General features: G+C 67.8%; 18 protein-coding genes. 13 read left to right on the forward strand and 5 right to left on the reverse strand.

Annotated elements, in window-relative coordinates; genetic code table 11:
* Positions 1-24: 24 nt before the first annotated feature.
* The 3 genes from U4Z31_RS33415 to U4Z31_RS33425 all read right to left on the reverse strand — a co-directional run bounded on the left by U4Z31_RS33415 (position 25) and on the right by U4Z31_RS33425 (position 2,807).
* A complete protein-coding gene (locus U4Z31_RS33415) occupies positions 25-777 on the reverse strand; it encodes a PhaM family polyhydroxyalkanoate granule multifunctional regulatory protein (RefSeq protein ID WP_321812616.1) in 753 nt (250 codons plus the stop codon).
* A gap of 79 nt (positions 778-856) precedes the next feature.
* A complete protein-coding gene (locus U4Z31_RS33420; protein WP_059600022.1) occupies positions 857-1,684 on the reverse strand; it encodes an enoyl-CoA hydratase/isomerase family protein in 828 nt (275 codons plus the stop codon).
* Positions 1,685-1,814: 130 nt separating this feature from the next.
* On the reverse strand, positions 1,815-2,807 hold the full coding sequence (locus tag U4Z31_RS33425; RefSeq protein WP_321812617.1) for a fumarylacetoacetate hydrolase family protein: 993 nt from the start codon (positions 2,805-2,807) through the stop codon (positions 1,815-1,817).
* 127 nt (positions 2,808-2,934) lie between these two features.
* Here U4Z31_RS33425 and U4Z31_RS33430 point away from each other — a divergent pair, with 127 nt between their 5' ends.
* From U4Z31_RS33430 to U4Z31_RS33455, 6 genes are all read left to right on the forward strand, one after another.
* Positions 2,935-3,810, forward strand: a complete 876-nt coding sequence (locus U4Z31_RS33430) for an IclR family transcriptional regulator (protein WP_044846196.1) — start codon at positions 2,935-2,937, stop codon at positions 3,808-3,810.
* A 137-nt stretch (positions 3,811-3,947) separates the two neighbouring features.
* On the forward strand, positions 3,948-5,231 hold the full coding sequence (locus U4Z31_RS33435) for a DUF3108 domain-containing protein (protein WP_321812618.1): 1,284 nt from the start codon (positions 3,948-3,950) through the stop codon (positions 5,229-5,231).
* A 244-nt stretch (positions 5,232-5,475) separates the two neighbouring features.
* A complete protein-coding gene (locus tag U4Z31_RS33440) occupies positions 5,476-5,733 on the forward strand; it encodes a DUF3567 domain-containing protein (protein ID WP_006477667.1) in 258 nt (85 codons plus the stop codon).
* Positions 5,734-6,061: 328 nt separating this feature from the next.
* Complete coding sequence (locus tag U4Z31_RS33445) at positions 6,062-7,129, forward strand: homocysteine S-methyltransferase family protein (protein WP_321812619.1); 1,068 nt, start codon at positions 6,062-6,064, stop codon at positions 7,127-7,129.
* Between the two features lie 30 nt (positions 7,130-7,159).
* Entirely contained in the window at positions 7,160-9,889 is a 2,730-nt protein-coding gene (gene metH / locus U4Z31_RS33450) for a methionine synthase (protein ID WP_415750322.1), read from the forward strand.
* A 482-nt stretch (positions 9,890-10,371) separates the two neighbouring features.
* The gene (locus U4Z31_RS33455; protein ID WP_321812620.1) at positions 10,372-10,659 is read left to right on the forward strand and encodes a hypothetical protein; all 288 of its coding nucleotides are present in this window, start codon (positions 10,372-10,374) and stop codon (positions 10,657-10,659) included.
* Between the two features lie 283 nt (positions 10,660-10,942).
* Here the strand turns inward: U4Z31_RS33455 and U4Z31_RS33460 are convergent, their stop codons facing one another.
* The gene (locus tag U4Z31_RS33460; protein WP_044846191.1) at positions 10,943-11,266 is read right to left on the reverse strand and encodes a DUF1840 domain-containing protein; all 324 of its coding nucleotides are present in this window, start codon (positions 11,264-11,266) and stop codon (positions 10,943-10,945) included.
* Between the two features lie 200 nt (positions 11,267-11,466).
* Between U4Z31_RS33460 and argS the strand changes: the two genes are divergently transcribed.
* The 6 genes from argS (at position 11,467) to U4Z31_RS33490 (ending at position 19,706) form a co-directional block, all read left to right on the forward strand.
* Complete coding sequence (gene argS, locus U4Z31_RS33465) at positions 11,467-13,248, forward strand: arginine--tRNA ligase (RefSeq protein WP_044846190.1); 1,782 nt, start codon at positions 11,467-11,469, stop codon at positions 13,246-13,248.
* Between the two features lie 114 nt (positions 13,249-13,362).
* The gene (locus U4Z31_RS33470; RefSeq protein ID WP_321812621.1) at positions 13,363-14,277 is read left to right on the forward strand and encodes an SPOR domain-containing protein; all 915 of its coding nucleotides are present in this window, start codon (positions 13,363-13,365) and stop codon (positions 14,275-14,277) included.
* Positions 14,278-14,346: 69 nt separating this feature from the next.
* The gene (locus U4Z31_RS33475; RefSeq protein ID WP_321812622.1) at positions 14,347-14,988 is read left to right on the forward strand and encodes a thiol:disulfide interchange protein DsbA/DsbL; all 642 of its coding nucleotides are present in this window, start codon (positions 14,347-14,349) and stop codon (positions 14,986-14,988) included.
* Between the two features lie 19 nt (positions 14,989-15,007).
* A complete protein-coding gene (locus tag U4Z31_RS33480) occupies positions 15,008-15,781 on the forward strand; it encodes an SDR family oxidoreductase (RefSeq protein WP_044846187.1) in 774 nt (257 codons plus the stop codon).
* A gap of 496 nt (positions 15,782-16,277) precedes the next feature.
* A complete protein-coding gene (locus U4Z31_RS33485; RefSeq protein WP_321812623.1) occupies positions 16,278-17,873 on the forward strand; it encodes an ABC transporter substrate-binding protein in 1,596 nt (531 codons plus the stop codon).
* Positions 17,874-18,065: 192 nt separating this feature from the next.
* Complete coding sequence (locus tag U4Z31_RS33490; protein ID WP_321812624.1) at positions 18,066-19,706, forward strand: ABC-F family ATP-binding cassette domain-containing protein; 1,641 nt, start codon at positions 18,066-18,068, stop codon at positions 19,704-19,706.
* Between the two features lie 175 nt (positions 19,707-19,881).
* Here U4Z31_RS33490 and U4Z31_RS33495 read toward each other — a convergent pair whose 3' ends face one another.
* Positions 19,882-20,958: an MBL fold metallo-hydrolase gene (locus U4Z31_RS33495; protein ID WP_044846184.1), complete on the reverse strand. Its 1,077-nt coding sequence runs from the start codon at positions 20,956-20,958 to the stop codon at positions 19,882-19,884.
* Positions 20,959-21,289: 331 nt separating this feature from the next.
* Between U4Z31_RS33495 and U4Z31_RS33500 the strand changes: the two genes are divergently transcribed.
* Positions 21,290-22,114 (forward strand): isocitrate dehydrogenase kinase/phosphatase AceK regulatory subunit (locus tag U4Z31_RS33500; RefSeq protein WP_321812625.1); only part of this gene is annotated, 825 nt, incomplete at its 3' end.

A 22,114-nucleotide genomic window follows, 5' to 3' on the forward strand; every position in this document is an offset into this window, starting at 1 on the left:
GATCGACCTGCTATCCGGTTCGCATCACGTCGAGCGCTTCGGCGGACGCGTTTCGGGCGACGAAGCGGCTGCCGCGCGCGCCGCGGCCGAATCGGCCGGCTTCGCGCGCTTCGCGGCCGGCTTGCGCGGCGCGGCGGCCGCGGCCGGCGCGGGCTGTGCCGTCCGCGCGGCCGGTGCGGCCTGCTCGGGCGGTGCAGCGTCGTCCGGTGCCGCGGGCTGCGCCCCCGGCTGCGTCATCGCGAGGCTCGCGAGCTGGTTGAACTGCGCCTGCAGCAGGTTCCACCAGCCGGCCGGATCGAACGCCTGTTGCGCGGCGTCGCCAGCCGGCGGCGCGTCCGCGGCGGCGGCGTCCGGCGCTTGCTGCGCGTCGGCGCGCGGCGCGGACGCCGCTTGCGCGGCCGCAACCGCGGCCTCCTCGGCCGCCGACATCGAGCTTTGCGCGAACGCGCCGAACGCGCGCAGCGTCGCGAGCGTCGCGCGCTGCACCTCGAGTGCCTGGATCGCGGACTGCAGCATCCCGAGATTGAGCTTGAGCCATTGCTCGACCGCACGCAGATCGGTGATCCGCTTGTCGAGTTCCTCGACGCTCGTGAGCGGCGCCATCATGTCGGACATGCTCGACAGCGAAGGCGGCAGCCCCGACGCGGTGCCGGGAAACGACGCCATCCCGCCGAACGGCGTCATCCGCATCATGTCCCACATCCGGTCGAGCATGTCGGCAGGCTTGAAACCGGCAAAGCCGGCGAAAGGATTGGAGCCGGGGGCATCGGTCGTCATACGGGCGTCCTGGTTGACTGGGGGAGCGAAGCGGCCGGCACGGATCGAGCGGCCGCCTTTGGTTCGATCATAACGCGCGTCAGAACGGTGCGTCGCCGGGGAAGTCGGGCGGGCGCCGCTCGCGCAGCGAGCGGATGCCTTCCTGCACGTCGGGCCCGGAGAAGCCCATGAATTCGAGCGCGAGCGACGTATCGAACGTCGGCCCGGCGCTGCGCAGCCAGTTGTTCAGCGCGTACTTGGTCCAGCGGATCGCCGACTGCGATCCGTGCGCGAGCCGCTCCGCGACTTCGTACGCCTTCGGCAGCAGGTCGGCCGGCTCGACCGCGAGCGACACGAGGCCGATCCGCTCGGCCTCCTCGCCGCTCACCGGTTCGCACAGCAGCAGGTAGTACTTCGCCTTCGCCATCCCGCACAACAGCGGCCACACGATCGCCGCGTGATCGCCGGCCGCGACGCCGAGCCGCGTATGGCCGTCGATGATGCGCGCATCCTTCGCGGCGATCGAGATGTCGGCGAGCAGCCCGGCGACGAGCCCCGCGCCGACGGCCGGGCCGTGCATCGCGGACACGATCGGCTTGCTGCAGTTGATCACGTTGTAGACGAGGTCGCGCGCCTCGCGCCACACGCGCGCGCGCACGTCGAAGTCGTTCGCCATCGCCTCGACGAGCGCGAGATCGCCGCCCGCCGAAAAGCCCTTGCCCTCGCCGCGGATCACCGCGACGCGCGTGTCGGGATCGCGGTCGACGTCGCGCCAGATGTCGGCGAGCTCGCGATGCATGCGCTCGTTCGCAGTCGCGAGGCCGCTGCGGTTCGCGCCCTCGCCGCTCATCACGATGTCGAGCACGCCGTGATCGCGGCGTGTCACCTTCAGTGCTTCGTAACCGCCGTATGCGGCGAGATCGGCCATGCGCAGCTCCCGGGTTCTCGAGACGCCTGAAGCGCCTGAATCGAGTGTAGCCAAGCCCGCGCGGGCAAACATCAGGCGAAACCCGGCGCGCGGGCCGGGGCCGGGTTTCGCGTCGGCTGGCGCGTCTGCGTCAGGCCGCGCCGTCGGGCGGCGCGACCGCCTGCTCGATCGCGCCGAAGATCGACTTGCCGGCCGCGTCGAACATCTCGATGCGCACGGTGTCGCCGTAGCGCATGAATTCGGTCTGCGGCGCGCCGTGCTCGATCGTCTCGAGGCAGCGCTTCTCGGCGATGCAGCAGTAGCCGCGCTTCGCGTCCTTGTTCGACACCGTGCCCGAGCCGACGATCGAGCCGGCACGCAGGTTACGCGTCTTCGCCGCGTGCGCGATCAGCTGGCCGAAGTGGAACACCATGTCGGTGCCCGCGTCGGGCTGGCCGACCTTCCTGCCGTTCCAGTGGACGACCATCGGCCGGTGCACGCGGCCTTCGCGCCATTCGTCGCCGAGCTCGTCGAGCGTCACCGCGACCGGTGCGAACGCGGTGGCCGGCTTGCTCTGGAAGAAGCCAAAGCCCTTCGCGAGTTCGGCCGGAATCAGGTTGCGCAGCGACACGTCGTTCACGAGCGTGACGAGCCGCACGGCCTTCAGCGCGTCGTCCGGCGACGCGCTCATCGGCACGTCGCCGGTGATCACCGCGACTTCGGCCTCGAAGTCGATGCCCCATTCCTCGGACGGACACACGATGTCGTCGCGCGCGCCGAGGAAATCGTCGCTGCCGCCCTGGTACATCAGCGGATCGGTCCAGAACTCCGGCGGCATCTCGGCGCCGCGCGCGCGCCGCACGAGCTCGACGTGGTTCACGTACGCGGAGCCGTCGGCCCACTGGAACGCGCGCGGCAGCGGCGCCATGCAGTTCGCCGGATCGAACGCGAACGCGTTGCGTGCGCGGCCGTGGTTCAGCGCGTCGTAAAGGTCGCGCAGTTGCGGCGCGTAGAACGCCCAGTCGTCGAGGACGCGCTGCAGCGTCGGTGCGATCGCATCGGCGATCGCCGCGGTGTGCAGGTCGCGCGACACGACGATCAGCTGGCCGTCGCGCGTGCCGTCCTTCAGCGATGCAAGTTTCATGGGGTATCTGCCGTTGTAGTGACGATGGAGGGAATCTATTTTACGATGGTGAATCCGTGCGGCGCGCCACGATCGTGCACGCCGTTTTCATCCCGACCCTTGCCGCCTTGTCGCGCCCCCGTTGCCCATGCCTGCCAGCCCGCTTCCCGACGACGATCCCGCCGATTCCGACACCGACGACACCGGCGCCGGCGAACACGGTGAAGGCGGCGAGAAGCTCCGTTCCGGCATCCAGTCGATCGAGGTCGGCTTCCGCCTGCTCGATGTGCTGACGAGCGAGCCGCGCGCGATGATGCTGCGCGACCTCGCGCAGCGCGCGGGCATGAGCCCGGCGAAGGCGCACCGCTACCTGGTCAGCTTCTCGCGGCTCGGCGTCGTGTCGCAGGATCCCGTGTCGGGCCGCTACGAGCTCGGCGGCTTCGCGCTGCAGATGGGGCTCGCGCGGCTCGCGCGCGTCGACGGCGTGAAGCTCGCGCGGATCGCGCTGACCGAACTGCGCGACCGCGTCGACCAGACGGTCGGCATCGCGGTGTGGGGCAACCAGGGGCCGACGATCGTGCACTGGATGGAATCGAGCCATCCCGCGAAGGCGTCGCTGAAGCTCGGCGACGTGATGCCGCTGCTCGGCTCCGCGACGGGCCTGCTGTTCGCCGCGTACCTGCCGCGCAGCAAGACCGCGGCGATGCTCGAACGCGAGCTCGCCGACACGCGCCGCTCGCCGCATCACGGCGGCCCGCGCACGCTCGACGAGGTCGAGGCGGTGCTCGCCGACGTGCGTGCGCATCAGGCCGCGCGCGTCGAAGGGATGCTGCTGCCGACGATCCATGCGTTCTGCATGCCGGTGTTCGACGCGGTCGGCGAACTCGCGCTCGCGATCGTCGCGCTCGGCCAGGAAGGCATGTTCGACATCGCGTGGGGCGGCGAAATCGACACCGCGCTGCGTGCCTGCGCGCAGAAACTGTCCTACGAACTCGGCTATAGTCCGGACGCGCGCGACGCCTGACACGCCTGACACGCCGGGCGCGCTACACACGTGCGACACCCGCGCGATGTACCGCGAACGCGCGGCGCATCTGGCGGTCCGACGGCTGTGACGCGCGCTGCGCGCCGCGACCGCCCCAACCCTGTACCGTTTCGCCGATGCCGCCTGCCGACACCCGTCCTCGTCACGCCCCGCCCCGCCGCTGGCTGCGCGTGGGCATCGCGCTCGTGGTCGTGCTGGTGCTGCACGCGCTCGCGGCCTTGTGGCTGACGCGCAGCCGCGACGCGTTCACGCCGCCCGCGCCCGCCGCGATACCGGTGCAGATCGAATTGCTGAAGCCGCAACCGATCGAGCGCCAGCCTGCGCCGAAGCCGGCCGAACATCCGGCCGCACATCCGGCCGAGCAGGCGCCGGCGAAACCGGCTCCCGCCACGCCGAAGCCTGCACCGAAGGCCGCGCCGTCGCCCGAGCCGGTCCTCACGTCGACGCAGACGGCCGAGCACGGCGAGCCGCCGCCGGCCGCCGCCTCCGCCGCGAGCGGCACGACAGGCGCATCCGGCGCGCACGCGGCATCGTCCGGCGATGCCGCCAGTGGCGCCAGTGCCGCGACGCCGGGCCCCGCGACGAGCGGCGTGAAGTTCGCGGCGCCGCCGCCCGGCGACCTGCAGTACGACACGTTCTACAACGGGATGCAGAACATGATCGGCACGATCCACTGGCGCACCGACGGGCGCACCTACGATCTGTCGGTGTCGATGCCGGTGCCGTTCGTCGGCCCGTTCTCCTACCGGAGCGAAGGCCGCATCGACGCGTTCGGCGTCGCGCCCGACCGCTATGTCGAGAAGCGCGGCAAGCGGCCCGAGGACATCGCGATCTTCAACCGCGAGATCCGCCAGGTGGTCTTCACGCGCACGCCGAACAACGCGCCGCTGCCCGACGGCGTGCAGGATCGCTTCAGCATGCTGATGCAGCTGTCGGGGCTCGTGCGCGGCAATCCGGCCGCGTACAAGCCGGGCGTCACGCAACAGTTCTTCGTGATCGACAACAACAGCGGCGAGACCTGGCCGATCACGGTGATCGGCGACGAGGACGTGCAGACGCAGGCCGGCATCATCCGGGCACGCCATTTCATGCGGCTGCCGCGCCGCGACGGCGACACGCGCCGCATCGACATGTGGCTCGCGCCGTCGCTCGACTGGCTGCCCGCGAGGCTCGTACAATCGGAACCGAACGGTTCGCAGATCGAGCTGCTGTGGCACGGCCGGCTCGCCCCGCCGAATGCACCGACCGCCGGCGCGACGCAAGGCGCAACGAAGGAAGGCGCAACCAACGCGCCTGCCAGCGCACCGGCCGCGGAGCCGGCACAACCCACGCCGCCGCCCGCCGTGCAACCGCCCGCGCCAGCGGCGCCGCCGCCGGCCTCGGCGCCGGCCGCGCCGTGACGATCGACCAATCGGCAATTTCGACCGATTAAAGGACTCGCCGAAATGGCCGATGACACTCTTTAACAACTATTTCAGTCCACCGGATCACAATAAGAAACGTTTGATAGACATTGGTTTCTAACCGATACACCCCACGCAAACGGGAGAACGGGGTGTGCAGCGCAAGCCCCTTGAAACCGGCACAGCCCGCCCCACCTACGGGACAACAAGGCCAGATGCCACTGCGAAGAGGAGTGCCGCCATGCAAATGATCTACAACAGCCCCAACTACTGCGTCGTCGAATTTGCGCCGCAGGCCGGCCACCATCTGATGAATGCCGGCGGATACGAAATCGTCGACAAGAACGCCCAGCGCGAGATCTTCATCGACGGCGAGCTCGCCGAGCGATTCCGCGCGCACGTGAAACAGCTGATCGAGGATGAACCGTCGCTCGACGAAGTGGACGAATTCCTCGGACAGTTCGACAGCCTGATGATGATGCCCGTCGTCCTGCACTGACGACCCGCGGCCCGGCGCATCACCGGGCCATTCGCCGCACTAAGCGGCGCCGCGAGCACTCCGATCCAAGCCCCCGTCCGGTTCGCCGGGCGGGGGTTTTCGTTTGGTGCCACCGGTGCGCGCCTCGCACACAGGTACGCGCAGGTACGCGCGTTCATTGCGCGCAGACCGCACGCACGCAGGCATCGGGCCCGCACCGTTGCCTGCACCACGACCGTGCGCGCCACCCGCATGCCGCGCCGGCCGGCTCCGCGCCGCGCAAGGCCGGGCGGCGCACCGGCGCACCGGCTACAATGACGGTTTTCCCGTCTTCGCCGGTCTCTCGCCCATGTCTGCGACTCCTCTCGCCGCTTCCGCCCCGCTCGACGCGCCCTACACGCGTGGCGCCGCACTGCCCGCGCTGCTGAAATCGCGCATCCTGATCCTCGACGGCGCGATGGGCACGATGATCCAGCGCTACAAGCTCGACGAGGCCGCGTATCGCGGCGAGCGCTTCAAGGATTTCCCGCGCGACATCAAGGGCAACAACGAGCTGCTGTCGCTCACGCAGCCGCAGATCATCAGCGAGATCCACGACCAGTACTTCGCCGCCGGCGCGGACATCGTCGAAACCAACACCTTCGGCGCGACGACGGTCGCTCAGGCCGACTACGGGATGGAAGACCTCGTCGTCGAGATGAACGTCGAATCGGCGCGGCTCGCGCGCGAATCGGCGGCCCGCTACGCGACGCCCGACAAACCGCGCTTCGTCGCGGGCGCGATCGGGCCGACGCCGAAGACGGCGAGCATCTCGCCGGACGTCAACGACCCGGGCGCGCGCAACGTCACGTTCGACGAGCTGCGCGACGCGTATTACCAGCAGGCGAAGGCGCTGCTCGACGGCGGCGTCGACCTGTTCCTCGTCGAGACGATCTTCGACACGCTGAACGCGAAGGCCGCCCTCTTCGCGCTCGACGAACTGTTCGAGGACACCGGCGAGCGCCTGCCGATCATGATCTCGGGCACCGTCACCGACGCATCGGGCCGCATCCTGTCGGGCCAGACGGTCGAGGCGTTCTGGAATTCGCTGCGCCACGCGAAGCCGCTCACGTTCGGCCTGAACTGCGCGCTCGGCGCGGCGCTGATGCGCCCGTACATCGCCGAGCTCGCGAAGCTGTGCGACACCTACGTGTCGTGCTACCCGAACGCGGGCCTGCCGAACCCGATGAGCGACACCGGCTTCGACGAGACGCCGGACGTCACGTCGGGCCTCCTGAAGGAATTCGCGCAGGCCGGGCTCGTGAATCTCGCGGGCGGCTGCTGCGGCACGACCCCCGAACACATCGCCGAAATCGCGAAGGCGCTTGCCGACGTGAAGCCGCGCCGCTGGCCGAACCAGTACAGCGACAACGCCTGACCCGACCGCCCCACGTCCTTCATCAAAAGAATTCGCACCGCCATGACCGATCACATGATGCGCCTTGCCGGCCTCGAGCCGTTCAACGTCACGTCCGGAACGCTCTTCATCAACGTCGGTGAACGCACCAACGTCACCGGCTCGAAGGCATTCGCGCGGATGATCCTCAACGGCCAGTTCGACGAGGCGCTCGCGGTCGCGCGCCAGCAGGTCGAGAACGGCGCGCAGGTGATCGACATCAACATGGACGAGGCGATGCTCGATTCGAAGGCGGCGATGGTGCGCTTCCTGAACCTGATCGCGTCCGAGCCGGACATTGCGCGCGTGCCGATCATGATCGACTCGTCGAAGTGGGAAGTCATCGAAGCCGGCCTCAAGTGCGTGCAGGGCAAGGCGATCGTGAACTCGATCTCGCTGAAGGAAGGCGAGGACGCGTTCCGCCGCCACGCGAACCTGATCCGCCGCTACGGCGCGGCCGCGGTCGTGATGGCATTCGACGAGACGGGCCAGGCCGATACCTACGCACGCAAGACCGAGATCTGCAAGCGCTCGTACGACTTCCTCGTGAACGAAGTCGGCTTCCCGCCGGAAGACATCATCTTCGATCCGAACATCTTCGCGGTCGCGACCGGCATCGAGGAGCACAACAACTACGCGGTCGACTTCATCGAGGCGACCCGCTGGATCAAGCAGAACCTGCCGTACGCGAAGGTGAGCGGCGGCGTGTCGAACGTGTCGTTCTCGTTCCGCGGCAACGACCCGGTGCGCGAGGCGATCCACACCGTGTTCCTGTATCACGCGATCCAGGCGGGCATGGACATGGGTATCGTGAACGCAGGCCAGCTCGGCGTGTACGCCGATCTCGACCCGGAGCTGCGCGAGCGCGTCGAGGACGTGATCCTGAACCGCCGCGACGATTCGACCGACCGCCTGCTCGAGATCGCCGACAAGTTCAAGGCGGGCGGCGCGAAGAAGGAAGAGAACCTCGAGTGGCGCAACCAGCCGGTCGAGAAGCGGCTCTCGCATGCGCTCGTGCACGGCATCACGAACTTCATCGTCGAGGATACCGAGGAAGTCCGCGCGAAGATCGCCGCGGCCGGCGGCCGTCCGATCAACGTGATCGAAGGCCCGCTGATGGACGGGATGAACATCGTCGGCGACCTGTTCGGCCAGGGCAAGATGTTCCTGCCGCAGGTCGTGAAGTCGGCGCGCGTGATGAAGCAGGCCGTCGCGCACCTGATCCCGTTCATCGAGGAAGAAAAGCGGCTGCTCGCGGAAGCGGGCGGCGACGTGCGCGCGAAAGGCAAGATCGTCATCGCGACCGTGAAGGGCGACGTGCACGACATCGGCAAGAACATCGTGTCGGTCGTGCTCCAGTGCAACAACTTCGAAGTGGTCAACATGGGCGTGATGGTCCCGTGCAACGAGATCCTCGCGAAGGCGAAGGTCGAGGGCGCGGACATCATCGGGCTGTCGGGCCTCATCACGCCGAGCCTCGAGGAAATGGCGTACGTCGCGTCCGAGATGCAGCGCGACGACTACTTCCGCGTGAAGAAGATCCCGCTGCTGATCGGCGGCGCGACGACCTCGCGCGTGCACACGGCCGTGAAGATCGCGCCGCACTACGAAGGCCCGGTCGTCTACGTGCCGGACGCGTCGCGCTCGGTGTCGGTCGCGTCGAACCTGCTGTCGGACGAAGGCGCGGCGAAGTACCTCGACGAACTGAAGTCCGATTACGAACGAATCCGCGACCAGCACGCAAACCGCAAGGCGCAGCCGATGGTCACGCTCGAGCAGGCGCGCGCGAACAAGACGAAGATCGACTGGGCGGGCTACCAGCCCGTGAAGCCGAAGTTCATCGGCCGCCGCGTGTTCAAGAATTACGACCTGAACGAACTCGCGAACTACATCGACTGGGGCCCGTTCTTCCAGACCTGGGATCTCGCGGGCCCGTACCCGGCGATCCTGAACGACGAGATCGTCGGCGAATCGGCGCGGCGCGTGTTCTCCGACGCGAAGTCGATGCTTGCGCGCCTGATCCAGGGCCGCTGGCTGACCGCGAACGGCGTGATCTCGCTGCTGCCGGCGAACACGGTCAACGACGACGACATCGAGATCTACACCGACGAATCGCGCTCGGAAGTGCTGATGACGTGGCGCAACCTGCGTCAGCAGAGCGTGCGTCCGGTGGTCGACGGCGTGATGCGCCCGAACCGCTCGCTTGCCGACTTCATCGCGCCGAAGGAATCGGGCGTCGCCGACTACATCGGCATGTTCGCGGTGACGGCCGGCCTCGGCGTCGACGTCAAGGAAAAGCAGTTCGAAGCCGACCACGACGACTACAGCGCGATCATGCTGAAGGCGCTCGCCGACCGCTTCGCGGAAGCGTTCGCCGAAGCGATGCACGCGCGCGTGCGCCGCGAACTGTGGGGCTACGCGAGCGGCGAGACGCTCGACAACGACGCGCTGATCGCCGAAAAGTACGCGGGCATCCGCCCGGCGCCCGGCTACCCGGCCTGCCCCGACCACCTCGTGAAACGCGACATGTTCGCCGCGCTGCACGCGGACGAAATCGGGATGAGCGTGACGGATTCGCTGGCGATGCTGCCGGCGGCCAGCGTGTCGGGCTTCTATCTCGCGCATCCGGACAGCCGCTACTTCTCGGTCGGCAAAATCGGGCAGGATCAGCTCGACGACTACGCGCAGCGGATGCAGCTGTCGCTCGACGACGCGCGCCGCGCGCTCGCGCCGCAGCTTTAACCGCATCGACCGCGGCGCCATCCGCGGCTTCCATCGCAACGCGCCCCGATCAAGGGGCGCGTCGCACAACGACACGATTCATCAGGATTCCTACTCTAGATAACCGGAAGCGAAGTCGCGACAACGCCAAGCCTCGGGGCTCGCGCGCGTGGGCGGCACGGCACCCTTCTCCCAAAATCGTTCCCGCATGCCGACCTTCGAAATCCGGATCACCGAAACGCCAGCTGACAGTGCGAGCTCGTTCCCGCCGACGATCTACCGCGGCGAGCGCTGGGATCTGAGCCATTTGCGCCCGCTGACGTTCATCTGCGATCTGGAAACCGGATTCGACGTGACGGTCCTGGTGCTGTTCTCGTGCCACTGCTTTACGCGCAGCTTCAAATGGGACCAGCGTGATCGCGACGCGATCCCGGATGACGAAATCTACGACGACGGCCGCGAGACACGTGTGCTGTGCGCCGACCGGTATCACGCGACGACTGTTGCGCGACGTGATCGTCGGGCTGCCGGCACGCCGGATCGTCGTCGCGGACGAACGGCAACCCAATTTCGTCACGGTGGAAACGGTGTTGTCGGACGGTACGCAGCGCGTGTACGCGGTGTTTTTCGAGGTGTCGAAGGATCGGACGAGAAAGCGCAGGCTTGTCCTGCGGGTCCAATCCGCCTATCTACTGGAGGGCGACCTGACGAAACGCCAGCGGGACGCCCGGAAGGTGGCGTTGCGCACCTTGCTGCGCGCGAGCCTGGAAGGCCGGAAGATTCGTGCGTAGAAAAACCAACGGCCGCCTTTCGGCAGCCGTCGCATGCGGGATTCTCTTTCCGTCCATCGACGAAATACCCACTCCAGGTGGGACCCGGTTGCCCGGGCGGCACTATGTTTTCGCACCCGCTTTCACATAGTCTTGCGTTGAATTATAAGGAATTTCCCTTGCCGGTCAAGGCGAGCGGCCAGCCGCCCGGCCCGGATTTCATCAGACAAAAGAAAAGCCTGCATCGAGCAGGCTCGTTGTTGCCTTGCCGACCTCGCGATCCGCATCGGCCAGACTACGGAGTTCAGAACCCCCAATGCACGTCGGCCTGACCGGCCTTCGCTTCGCGCAGCATCGTCAGGAACGGTGCGACGCGCTGCGCCAGGCTCGGCGGCACTTCGTGGTGCGCGTGGTCGTCTTCGTCCTCGTGGAAATGGCCGGCGTGCTCGGCACGCTCCTGCTTCGCCTGCGCGACCGCGCCTTCCAGCTTCGCGATCGCGTGGTCCAGTTCGTCGTGCGTAATGACACCGCGTTCGCCCAATTGCTTGCCGACGAGGCCCAGCACGTATACGGCGAAATCCTTCAGCACGTCGAGATCCTGTGCCGCCTTGCTCTTGAACGTAATCATGACTATTCCCTTTTCATCTTGTTGTGCCTGCGCGGCGCGGTTGGGGGACGCCGGCAGGCCGGCGTCCGGCCTCGCGGACGCGGGGCGCCTGAGCGGCATATTAGCACCTGTTAAAATTCTGCGATCCCTGAAACGCGCGCTTAAAAAGCGCGCCGGCCGGCCGGCGTTTCCGGCCGCCACCAACGAAGCCTTCTACCAGCATGCTGCCAGCTCACAAACAGACCCTCGAAGCCCTGCTCGCGGATAGCGTCACGCAGGTCGCACACGCGCTGAAAGGCGCCGACGCAGCGTTCGTCGCCCCGGCCATCACGCTCGAGCGCCCGAAGGTCGCGGCGCACGGCGACGTCGCGTGCAACGTCGCGATGCAGCTCGCCAAGCCGCTCGGCACGAACCCGCGCCAGCTCGCCGAGCAGATCGTCGCCGCGCTGACGGCCCAGCCGGCCGCGCAAGGGCTCGTCGACGCGGCCGAAATCGCCGGCCCCGGCTTCATCAACCTGCGCCTGACGGCCGCCGCGAAGCAGGCGGTGATCGCCGCCGTGTTCGACCAGGGCCGCGCGTTCGGCACGTCCGATCGCGAAAAGGGCAAGCAGGTGCTGCTCGAATTCGTGTCGGCCAACCCGACCGGCCCGCTGCACGTCGGCCACGGCCGCCAGGCGGCGCTCGGCGACGTGCTCGCGAACGTGATCGCGAGCCAGGGCTACGCGGTGCACCGCGAGTTCTACTACAACGACGCCGGCGTGCAGATCGGCAACCTCGCGATCTCGACGCAGGCGCGCGCGCGCGGCCTGAAGCCGGGCGACGCGGGCTGGCCGGAAGCCGCGTACAACGGCGAATACATCGCCGACATCGCACGCGACTACCTGAACCGCGAGACGGTTGCCGCGAAGGACGGCGAGCCGGTCACCGGCGCGGGCGACATCGACGATCTCGACGCGATCCGCAAGTTCGCGGTCGCGTACCTGCGCCACGAGCAGGACATGGACCTGCAGGCGTTCGGCGTGAAATTCGACCAGTACTACCTCGAGTCGTCGCTGTACAGCGAAGGCCGGGTCGAGAAGACGGTCGACGCGCTGATCAAGGCCGGCATGACCTACGAGCAGGACGGCGCGCTGTGGCTGCGCACGACCGACGAGGGCGACGACAAGGATCGCGTGATGCGCAAGACCGACGGCACGTATACGTACTTCGTGCCGGACGTCGCGTACCACGTGACGAAGTGGGAGCGCGGCTTCTCGAAGGTGATCAACATCCAGGGTTCGGACCACCACGGCACGATCGCGCGCGTGCGCGCGGGCCTGCAGGGCCTGCACATCGGTATCCCGAAGGGCTATCCCGACTACGTGCTGCACAAGATGGTCACCGTGATGCGCGACGGCCAGGAAGTGAAGCTGTCGAAGCGCGCGGGCAGCTACGTGACGGTGCGCGACCTGATCGAATGGTCGGGCGGCGCGACGCCGGGCCAGGAAGCGGCCCCCGACCTGATCGACGAGGCGACCATCACGCGCGGCCGCGACGCGGTCCGTTTCTTCCTGATCTCCCGCAAGGCCGACACCGAATTCGTGTTCGACATCGACCTCGCGCTGAAACAGAACGACGAGAACCCGGTCTATTACGTCCAGTACGCGCATGCGCGGATCTGCTCGGTGCTCAACGAACTGAAGTCGCGTTACAACGTCGACGCGGCGCAGTTGCCGGGTGCCGACCTGTCGCAGCTCACGAGCCCGCAGGCCGTGTCGCTGATGCAGAAGCTCGCCGAGTATCCGGACATGCTCACGCACGCGGCGAACGAACTGGCGCCGCACGCGGTCGCGTTCTACCTGCGCGATCTCGCTGGTGAATTCCACTCGTTCTACAATGCGGAGCGCGTGCTGGTCGACGACGAAGCGCCGCGCAACGCGCGCGCCGCGCTCCTCGCCGCGACCCGGCAAGTGCTCGAGAACGGCCTGGCGGTGCTCGGCGTGTCCGCGCCCGCCAAGATGTAAGGCGGCCCGGACCGGGCAGCGAATGGCTGCGGCAGGCGCGCCTGCGACGGGAGCACCCGCCGCCGGATGCCCGTCGCAGCCTTTTCACGATTCTTTTTGCAGGTGACTCAAGCAATGGCACAACCACGCCGAACTTCGAAGCAATCGAAACAAGCCGGAGGGACATTTCTTGGAATCGTGCTGGGCCTGATCGTCGGCCTCGCGATCGCGGTGGTGGTGGCGCTCTACATCACGCGGTCGCCGTCGCCGTTCGTGTCGAAGGTCGCGCCGCCGCCGGCCGACAACGCCGCGAGCCAGCCGCAGCAGTTCGACCCGAACCGCGCGCTGCAAGGCAAGACGCCCGGCCAGCCGGTGCCGCAGGCCGCGCAATCCGCGCCGCCCAACACCGCGCCGGGCCAGGCCGCGAACCAGACCCAGGGCGGCCTGCTGCCCGAACCGCAGATCGTCGAAGTGCCGCCGTCGGGCAACACGAACGGCTCCGGCAGCACCAGCGGCTCGAGCAACACCACCGCATCGAACAACGCGTCGTCGGGCAACGGCGTCGCCGTCGCGCCGAAGCCGGCCGACAACCCGCCGCCGCCGAAGAAGACGCAACAGGCGCAGCAACAGCAGCAACAGCAGCAGCAGCAAGGCGGCGAGGACGACCTCGCGCGCTTCGCCGCGCAGAAGCAGGCGCAGCAGGCTGCCGCGCAGAAACAGCAGCAACAGCAACTGGCCGCGAACACGCCGAAGCCGGCGCCGTCCGCGACGTCCGCCGCGGCAGCGAAGCCGCCGACCGCAAGCGACGCGAACACCGGCTACTTCCTGCAGGTCGGTGCGTACAAGACGGAAGGCGACGCCGAGCAGCAGCGCGCGCGGCTGGGCTTCCAGGGCTTCGAGTCGAAGGTGTCGAAGCGCGATGTCAGCGGCGTGACCTATTTCCGCGTGCGCGTCGGCCCGTTCTCGAAATTCGAGGATATGAACTCGGCCCGCCAGCGCCTGTCCGATGCAGGTGTCGACACGGCGGTGATCCGTTTCACGAAGCAGTAAGCAACCGGCCGCGCCCACGCAGAACCCGTTACGTTTCGTAACCCGAGCAACTGATTCGACGTCCACAACATGAAAAAACTGCTTAGCACGCTCCTTCTGTCCCTCGGCCTGGCCGCAGCCGGCTTCGCCCAGGCTTCGCCCGCGGCACCGGTGTCCGGCAAGGACTTCGAGGTGATGAAGTCGCCGCAGCCGGTGTCCGCGCCGGCCGGCAAGGTCGAAGTCATCGAGTTCTTCTGGTACGGCTGCCCGCACTGCTACGAATTCGAGCCGACGCTCGAGGCCTGGGTGAAGAAGCAGGGCAACAACATCGACTTCAAGCGCGTGCCGGTCGCCTTCCGCGACGATTTCCTCCCGCACTCGAAGCTGTTCTACGCGGTGTCGGCGCTCGGCATTTCGGAGAAGGTCACGCCGGCGATCTTCAACGCGATCCACAAGCAGAAGAACTACCTGCTGACGCCGCAGGCGCAGGCCGACTTCCTGGCGACGCAGGGCGTCGACAAGAAGCAGTTCATGGACGCGTACAACTCGTTCAGCGTGCAGGGCCAGGTGAAGCAGTCGGCCGAGCTGCTGAAGAACTACGCGATCGACGGCGTGCCGACGATCGTGGTCCAGGGCAAGTACAAGACGGGCCCGGCTTACACGAACAGCATCCCCGGTACCGCGCAGGTGCTCGACTACCTCGTGAAGCAGGTTCAGGACAAGAAGCTCTGATCCCCGCCCGCGCGCCGGCATGACTACTCCGCTGAAGGTCTTCATCACCGGCGCGTCGAGCGGGCTCGGCCTCGCGATGGCCGAGGAATACGCCCGCCAGGGCGCCACGCTCGCCCTCGTCGCGCGCCGCACCGATGCCCTCGATGCGTTCGCGCGACGCTTTCCCAAGCTGTCCGTCTCCGTCTATTCCGCCGACGTGCGCGACGCCGACGCGCTCGCGACGGCCGCCGCGTCGTTCATCGCCGCGCACGGCTGCCCCGACGTCGTGATCGCGAACGCTGGCATCAGCCAGGGCGCCGTCACGGGCCAGGGCGATCTCGCCACGTTCCGCAACGTGATGGACATCAACTACTACGGGATGGTCGCGACGTTCGAGCCGTTCGTCGGCCCGATGACGGCCGCGCGCCACGGCACGCTGGTCGGCGTCGCGAGCGTCGCCGGCGTGCGCGGCCTGCCCGGCTCCGGCGCGTACAGCGCGTCCAAATCGGCCGCGATCAAGTATCTCGAGGCGCTGCGCGTCGAACTGCGCCCGGCCGGGGTCGGCGTCGTGACGATCGCGCCCGGCTACATCCGCACGCCGATGACCGCGCACAACCCGTACCGGATGCCGTTCCTGATGGACGCCGACCGCTTCGCGGCCCGCGCCGCGCGCGCGATCGCGCGGCAGCACGCGTTCCGCGTGATTCCGTGGCAGATGGGCGTCGTCGCGAAGGTGCTGCACGTGCTGCCGCGCTGGCTCTACGACCGCCTGTTCGAGAAGGCACCACGCAAGCCGAAGGCCGGCGCGCATTGAGTGCGGCGCCAACGTCGCACGCACCGCTCCTCCTTCCACACGACTCGCCGCAGCCGGCGCGGCGATTCTGCCGATTCTGCCGATTCTGGTGATTCTGCCGATTCTGGTGATTCTGCCGATTCTGCCGATTCTGGTGATTCGGTGATTCGGTGATTCGGCGATTCGGCGATTCGGCGATTCGGTGATCCAGCCGATTCGCGTCGATCGGCACCGATCCTCGCCGATCCGCTTTGGCCTGCGCTCTCCCCGCCCGCCCATCTCGGCCGCCGGTCGTTCGCCGTCGCGCCTGTCTCCCCCCCCGCCGCTGCGCCGCCCCAGCACGCATTCCGTCGCGAACGCAGCCGTTTCTCGCTCAATTCGCTGCGTTCCGGCGCCTTTTTTCACGCACCGCGCGCTTTGACGGTATGCTATCCGCCAGCCGCGCCGGCCCCGCCTGTTACCGGGCCACGCCCGCATCCGACACCCAGCAAAAATCACAAGCAACGTGGGAGAACCTATGCACGTCAAGCTGTTCGCCGCGGCCGCCGTCGCCGCCGCCCTCGCCGCCCCCGGCCTCGCCGCCGCCAAGCCGCTCACCGTCTGCACGGAATCGAGCCCGGACGGCTTCGACGTCGTGCAGTACAACTCGCTCGTCACGACCAACGCATCGGCCGACGTGATCTTCAACACGCTCGTGTCGTACGACGAAGCCTCGAAGAAGGTCGTGCCCGCGCTCGCCGACAAATGGGAAGCGAGCGCCGACGGCCTCACGTACACGTTCCATCTGCGCCCGAACGTCGCGTTCCAGACCACCGACTACTTCAAGCCGGGCCGCCCGCTGAACGCGGACGACGTCGTGTTCACGTTCTCGCGGATGCTCGACGATGCGAACCCGTGGCACAAGGTGGCCGGCGCGAGCGGCTTCCCGCACGCGCAGTCGATGGGCCTCGTGAAGCTCGTGAAGTCGGTGACGAAGGTCGACGACAACACGGTGAAGTTCGCACTGAACGAGCCGAACGCGACGTTCGTGCCGATCCTGACGATGGGTTTCGCGTCGATCTACTCGGCCGAATACGCGGACCAGCTGCTGAAGGCCGGCAAGCTGGCCGACCTGAACGCGAAGCCGATCGGCACCGGCCCGTTCGTGCTGAAGAGCTACACGAAGGACGCGCTGATCCGCTACGACGTGAACCCGGCCTACTGGGGCGCGAAGCCGAAGGTCGACCGGCTGATCTACGCGATCACGCCCGACGCGTCGGTGCGCATGCAGAAGGTGAAGGCCGGCGAATGCCAGATCGCGCTGTCGCCGAAACCGCAGGACGTGCTCGCCGCGAAGGGCGAAGGCGCGCTGAAGGTCGTGCAGACGCCCGCGTTCATGACCGCGTTCGTCGCGCTGAACACGCAGAAGAAGCCGCTCGACAACGACAAGGTGCGCGAGGCGCTGAACCTCGCGTTCGATCGCGCGACCTACCTGAAGGTGGTGTTCGACAACACGGCGACGGCCGCGAACAACCCGTATCCGCCGAACACGTGGAGCTACGCGAAGGACGTCGCGCCGTATGCGTACGATCCCGCGAAGGCGAAGCAGCTGCTCGCGTCGGCCGGTTTCCCGAACGGCTTCTCGACGACGATCTGGACGCGCCCGACCGGCAGCGTGCTGAACCCGAACCCGAAGGCCGGCGCGGAACTGCTGCAGGCCGACCTCGCAAAGATCGGCGTGAAGGCCGAGGTGAAGGTGATCGAGTGGGGCGAGCTGATCAAGCAGGCGAAGCTCGGCCAGCATGACATGCTGTTCATGGGCTGGGCCGGCGACAACGGCGATCCGGACAACTACCTGTCGCCGCTGTTCAGCTGCAACGCGGTGAAGTCGGGCATCAACTTCGCGCGCTTCTGCGACGCGCAGCTCGACAAGCTGATCGCCGACGGCAAGTCGACCGCCGACCAGGGCAAGCGCGCGAAGCTGTACGAATCCGCGCAGAAGATCATCCACGACGAGGCGCTGTGGATTCCGCTCGGCTACCCGACCGCGGCAGCGCTCACGCGTGCGAACGTGAGCGGCTATCACGTCAGCCCGTTCGGCCGGCAGAACTTCGCGGCAGTCGCCGTGCAGTAACCGCGCGTGGCGCGCAAGCGACGGCGCCCCGGCCCGTCGCTTGCGGCCCGCGCGCCGCGCTTGCTACACTGCGCGCTCATTCCTCATACCGGACGCCAGCCGAAGTGAACAACTAAGCCTTCCCAAAAATGTTTTCGCCGCCGTGCCACGCACGCCGCGCGCGAAGGGTTTCACGCATTTTCGGAGGTGCTTATGGCTGCTGCCACGCCGACCGGCGCGCTCGTCGCGCTTCATCACGTTTCCTTCCGCTTCGACGACGGCGTCACGCTGTTCGATTCGCTCGACCTTTCCATCGACCGCACGCCGACGGGCATCGTCGGCCGCAACGGCGCCGGCAAGAGCCTGCTCGCGCAACTGATCGCCGGCCGGCGCACGCCGAGCGCGGGCGCGATCGACCGGCAGACGTCGGTCGTCTACGTCGCGCAGCAGCACGACGACGCACCGGCCGGCACGCAGACCGTCGCGGCCATCGCCGCGCTCGATGCGCCGCTCGCGGCCCTCGCGCGCCTCGCGGACGGCCGCGCGAGCGCACACGACTTCGACCTGATCGGCGATCGCTGGGACCTCGCCGAGCGGCTGCGCGCGGCGCTCGACGCAGCCGGCCTGCACGACGTGCGCGCCGATACACCGGCACATGCGTTGAGCGGCGGCCAGATGGCGCGCGTCGCGCTGATCGGCGCGTTGCTGTCGGAGGCCGGGCTGCTGGTGCTCGACGAACCGACCAACCACCTCGACGCGCCAGGCCGCGCGTGGCTGCTCACGGCGCTCGACGGCTGGCGCGGCGGCGTCGTGATCGTCAGCCATGACCGCGCGCTGCTCGCGCACGTGCAGCGCATCGTCGAGTTGACGCCGCACGGCGTGCGTACTTACGGCGGCAACTATGCGCTGTATCGCGCGCAACGCGACGCGGAACAGGATGCCGCGCAGGCCGCGCTCGAGCATGCGCGCACCGAGCGCGGGCGCGCCAGGCGCCGGCTCGAACAGGAACACGACACGATCCAGCGCCACGCGGCCGGCTCGCTGCGCGATGCGAAGACGGCCAACCTGTCGTCGGGCGCGAAGCAGCGGCGCAAGGGCGCCGCGCGCAACATCATGGGGCAGGTGCGCCGCGACCAGAGCGCGTTCAAGGCGACGCTCGACGAACGCGTGCAGGACGCAGCCGCTCGCGTCGAAGCCGACGCGCCGGTGCTCGTGTCGCTGCCGGGCACCGAGGTCAGCGCGCGCCGCCAGCTGTTCACGCTCGAGCGCGCCCGACTGCCGTGGCGCACCGCCGGGCGTGCGGACGCGATCACGTGGTCGGCCAGCGGCCCGGTGCGCATCGCGCTGACGGGCCCGAACGGCTGCGGAAAATCGACGCTGCTGCGCATGCTCGCCGGCGAACTCGCGCCGCGCGCCGGTACGTGTACGACGCACGTGAGCGCCGCGTATCTCGACCAGCGGCTCGCGCTACTCGATCCCGAGCGCTCGATCGTCGAGCAGTTGGGATTTCTCGATACGCCGCTTGCCGAAGGCGACCTGCGCAGCCGGCTCGCGCTGCTGCAGCTCGATGCCGCGCGCGCGACGCAGCCGGTGCAGCGCCTGAGCGGCGGCGAGCGGTTGAAAGCCGCGCTCGCGTGCGCATTGTGGCGCGGCACGCCCGCGCAGCTGCTGCTGCTCGACGAGCCGACCAATCACCTCGATCTCGAATCGGTACGCGCGATCGAAGCCGCGCTGGCGGGCTTCCCCGGTGCGATCGTGGTCGCGTCGCACGACGCCGCGTTTCTCGCGGCGCTCGCGCCGACGCACACGATGCAATGGCAGCGCGACGGGTGGCGTTACGAACCCGTCGCGTGATTGACGCTCACGGTCGTTCGTCGTTTCGCGTGATGTCCGATTCGACGAACCGCTGCCTGACGAGCCGCTCCGATTCGAGCAGGCCTTTGCCGATCGGGACGACGGATTTCGCGTTGTTGGAGCGGCACGGACCGGGTTGAACGCTGAAAACGAGGGGACGTCAGGCCGGCAGCGCTCAGGCCCGCGCGAAGCGAATCACGCCGTCGTCGCCCTGCTCGCGCACGAGTTCACCCGCAAGCCACAGCAGGTTCAGGTGCGCGAGCGCCTCGCCGAGCGCGAACGTCATCTGATGGATGTCGAGCTCGCGGCGGCGGAACATGATCGGCACGATGTCGGCGGCGCTCGCCGGCTTCTCCGCGCAGGCGACGCGTACTTCGTCGAGCCGCGCGTCGTGGTGCGCGCGCAGTTGCGCGATGCGGGTGCGCACGCCGCGGAACGGCTTGCCGTGCGACGGCAGCACGAGCGTGTCGGGCGCCATCGTCTCGTAGCGGCCGAGCGATTCGAGGTACAGCGCGAGCGGGTTCGCTTCCGGTTCGAGATCGAACACGGACACGTTGGTCGAGATGCGCGGCAGCACCATGTCGCCGGAGATCAGCACGCCGTCCGCTTCGCTGTAGAGCGCGCAATGTTCAGGCGAATGGCCGTAGCCGGTGACGACGCGCCACGTGCGCGCGCCGATCGTCACCGGGTCGCCTTCGCGCAGGCGCCGGTAGCGCGGCGGCACGGCCGGCACGAGGTCCGAGTAATAGCTGCGACGGTTGCGCAGCTTGTCGAGCGCGGCCGGATCGGTCAGCCCGTGACGCGCGAAGTGATCGGCGGCGGCCGCGCCGCCGGCATTCGAGCCGTTGCCCGCCGCCATCAGGCAGCCGAACATGTATTCGCCGAGCGTCATCCACAGCCGCACGTTCCAGCGGCGCCGGTCGCCGCCTTCGCAGATCCAGTTCGCGAGGCCGAAGTGATCGGGATGGCAATGCGTGACGAGCACGCGCAGCACCGGCAGCCCGTCGAGATGCGTGTCGAAGATCTGTTCCCAGTGCGTACGGATCGCATCCGACGAGATACCGCAGTCGACGATCGTCCAGCCGGCCTGTCCGTCGATCTCGTCGCGCAGCAGCCAGAGATTGATGTGATCGAGCGAAAACGGCAGCGGCATGCGCAGCCAGCGCACGCCGGGCGCGACCTCGAACGTGTCGCCCGCGGCGGGCAGCGTGTCGGCGAAGGGATAGTCGAGTTGGTGTTCCAGTGCGTTCATCGGTGGGGTGTCTCGTCGTTATCGGTGCGAATGCGGGTGCGGGCGCGAATGCAAGTGCAGGTGCGCGCGGCATGCCGCGGCGGGCATCGCGTCGATTCTATCGCCGTCGCGCGAAACGCGTGCCGGCGCGCGCCGGACGGTCAAAAAAAGTTCGTGCCAGAATCGGTTCCGTACCCGTATCTTTACGCGAAGATGCACCGAACGGCGTGCAACGGCGAGCAACCCGCCCATTGACGGCGCTTGGGCGCCGGACCCCGAAAGTCATTGAAACGCCGACTTGGGCGCTAAAATGGCGAGTGCTTACAGCCCCTCTTCAACGAGCCTGCACGCGATGAATCACTTCCCCAAACTGCTGTCGTCGCAAATCGGCTTCGACGTCGCGCAGACGATGCTCGAATACTTCGACCGCCACTACCGGATCTTCCGGGAAGCCGCCGTCGAGGCGAAGACGCTATTCGAGCGCGCCGACTGGCACGGCCTGCAGCGGCTCGCGCGCGAGCGGATCACGTCGTACGACGATCGCGTGCAGGAGTGCGTCGAGCTGCTGGAGGACGAATACGACGCGGAGAACATCGACGACGAGGTGTGGCAGCAGATCAAGCTGCACTACATCGGCCTGCTCACGTCGCACCGCCAGCCCGAGTGCGCGGAAACGTTCTTCAATTCGGTGTGCTGCAAGATCCTGCACCGCTCGTATTTCAGCAACGATTTCATCTTCGTGCGGCCCGCGATCTCGACCGAATACCTCGAGAACGACGAGCCGGCCGCAAAGCCGACCTATCGCGCGTACTACCCGGGCACCGACGGGCTCGCGGCGACGCTCGAGCGCATCGTCACGAACTTCCAGCTCGAGCCGCCGTTCGAGGATCTCACGCGCGACATCGGCTGCGTGATGCAGGCGATCAGCGACGAATTCGGCCAGTTCGACGCCGCGCCGAATTTCCAGATCCACGTGCTGTCGTCGCTGTTCTTCCGCAACAAGAGCGCGTACATCGTCGGCCGCATCATCAACGCCGATCGCGTGCTGCCGTTCGCGGTGCCGATCCGCCACGTGCGCCCGGGCCTGCTCGCGCTCGACACCGTGCTGCTGCGCCGCGACCTGCTGCAGATCATCTTCAGCTTCTCGCACTCGTATTTCCTCGTCGACATGGGCGTG

The sequence above is a fragment of the Burkholderia sp. BCC1985 genome (genome assembly GCF_905339915.1).
Classification (GTDB): Bacteria; Pseudomonadota; Gammaproteobacteria; order Burkholderiales; family Burkholderiaceae; genus Burkholderia.

Bases quoted from the DNA above. Each gene is read 5' to 3' on its own strand.
- U4Z31_RS33495 (WP_044846184.1), bottom strand. From the start codon at position 20,958: ATGAACGCACTGGAACACCAACTCGACTATCCCTTCGCCGACACGCTG.
- U4Z31_RS33490 (WP_321812624.1), top strand. From the start codon at position 18,066: ATGGCTGCTGCCACGCCGACCGGCGCGCTCGTCGCGCTTCATCACGTT.
- U4Z31_RS33480 (WP_044846187.1), top strand. From the start codon at position 15,008: ATGACTACTCCGCTGAAGGTCTTCATCACCGGCGCGTCGAGCGGGCTC.
- U4Z31_RS33430 (WP_044846196.1), top strand. From the start codon at position 2,935: ATGCCTGCCAGCCCGCTTCCCGACGACGATCCCGCCGATTCCGACACC.
- U4Z31_RS33470 (WP_321812621.1), top strand. From the start codon at position 13,363: ATGGCACAACCACGCCGAACTTCGAAGCAATCGAAACAAGCCGGAGGG.
- argS (WP_044846190.1), top strand. From the start codon at position 11,467: ATGCTGCCAGCTCACAAACAGACCCTCGAAGCCCTGCTCGCGGATAGC.
- U4Z31_RS33445 (WP_321812619.1), top strand. From the start codon at position 6,062: ATGTCTGCGACTCCTCTCGCCGCTTCCGCCCCGCTCGACGCGCCCTAC.
- U4Z31_RS33460 (WP_044846191.1), bottom strand. From the start codon at position 11,266: ATGATTACGTTCAAGAGCAAGGCGGCACAGGATCTCGACGTGCTGAAG.
- U4Z31_RS33415 (WP_321812616.1), bottom strand. From the start codon at position 777: ATGACGACCGATGCCCCCGGCTCCAATCCTTTCGCCGGCTTTGCCGGT.
- U4Z31_RS33420 (WP_059600022.1), bottom strand. From the start codon at position 1,684: ATGGCCGATCTCGCCGCATACGGCGGTTACGAAGCACTGAAGGTGACA.
- U4Z31_RS33475 (WP_321812622.1), top strand. From the start codon at position 14,347: ATGAAAAAACTGCTTAGCACGCTCCTTCTGTCCCTCGGCCTGGCCGCA.
- U4Z31_RS33435 (WP_321812618.1), top strand. From the start codon at position 3,948: ATGCCGCCTGCCGACACCCGTCCTCGTCACGCCCCGCCCCGCCGCTGG.
- U4Z31_RS33440 (WP_006477667.1), top strand. From the start codon at position 5,476: ATGCAAATGATCTACAACAGCCCCAACTACTGCGTCGTCGAATTTGCG.
- U4Z31_RS33485 (WP_321812623.1), top strand. From the start codon at position 16,278: ATGCACGTCAAGCTGTTCGCCGCGGCCGCCGTCGCCGCCGCCCTCGCC.
- U4Z31_RS33425 (WP_321812617.1), bottom strand. From the start codon at position 2,807: ATGAAACTTGCATCGCTGAAGGACGGCACGCGCGACGGCCAGCTGATC.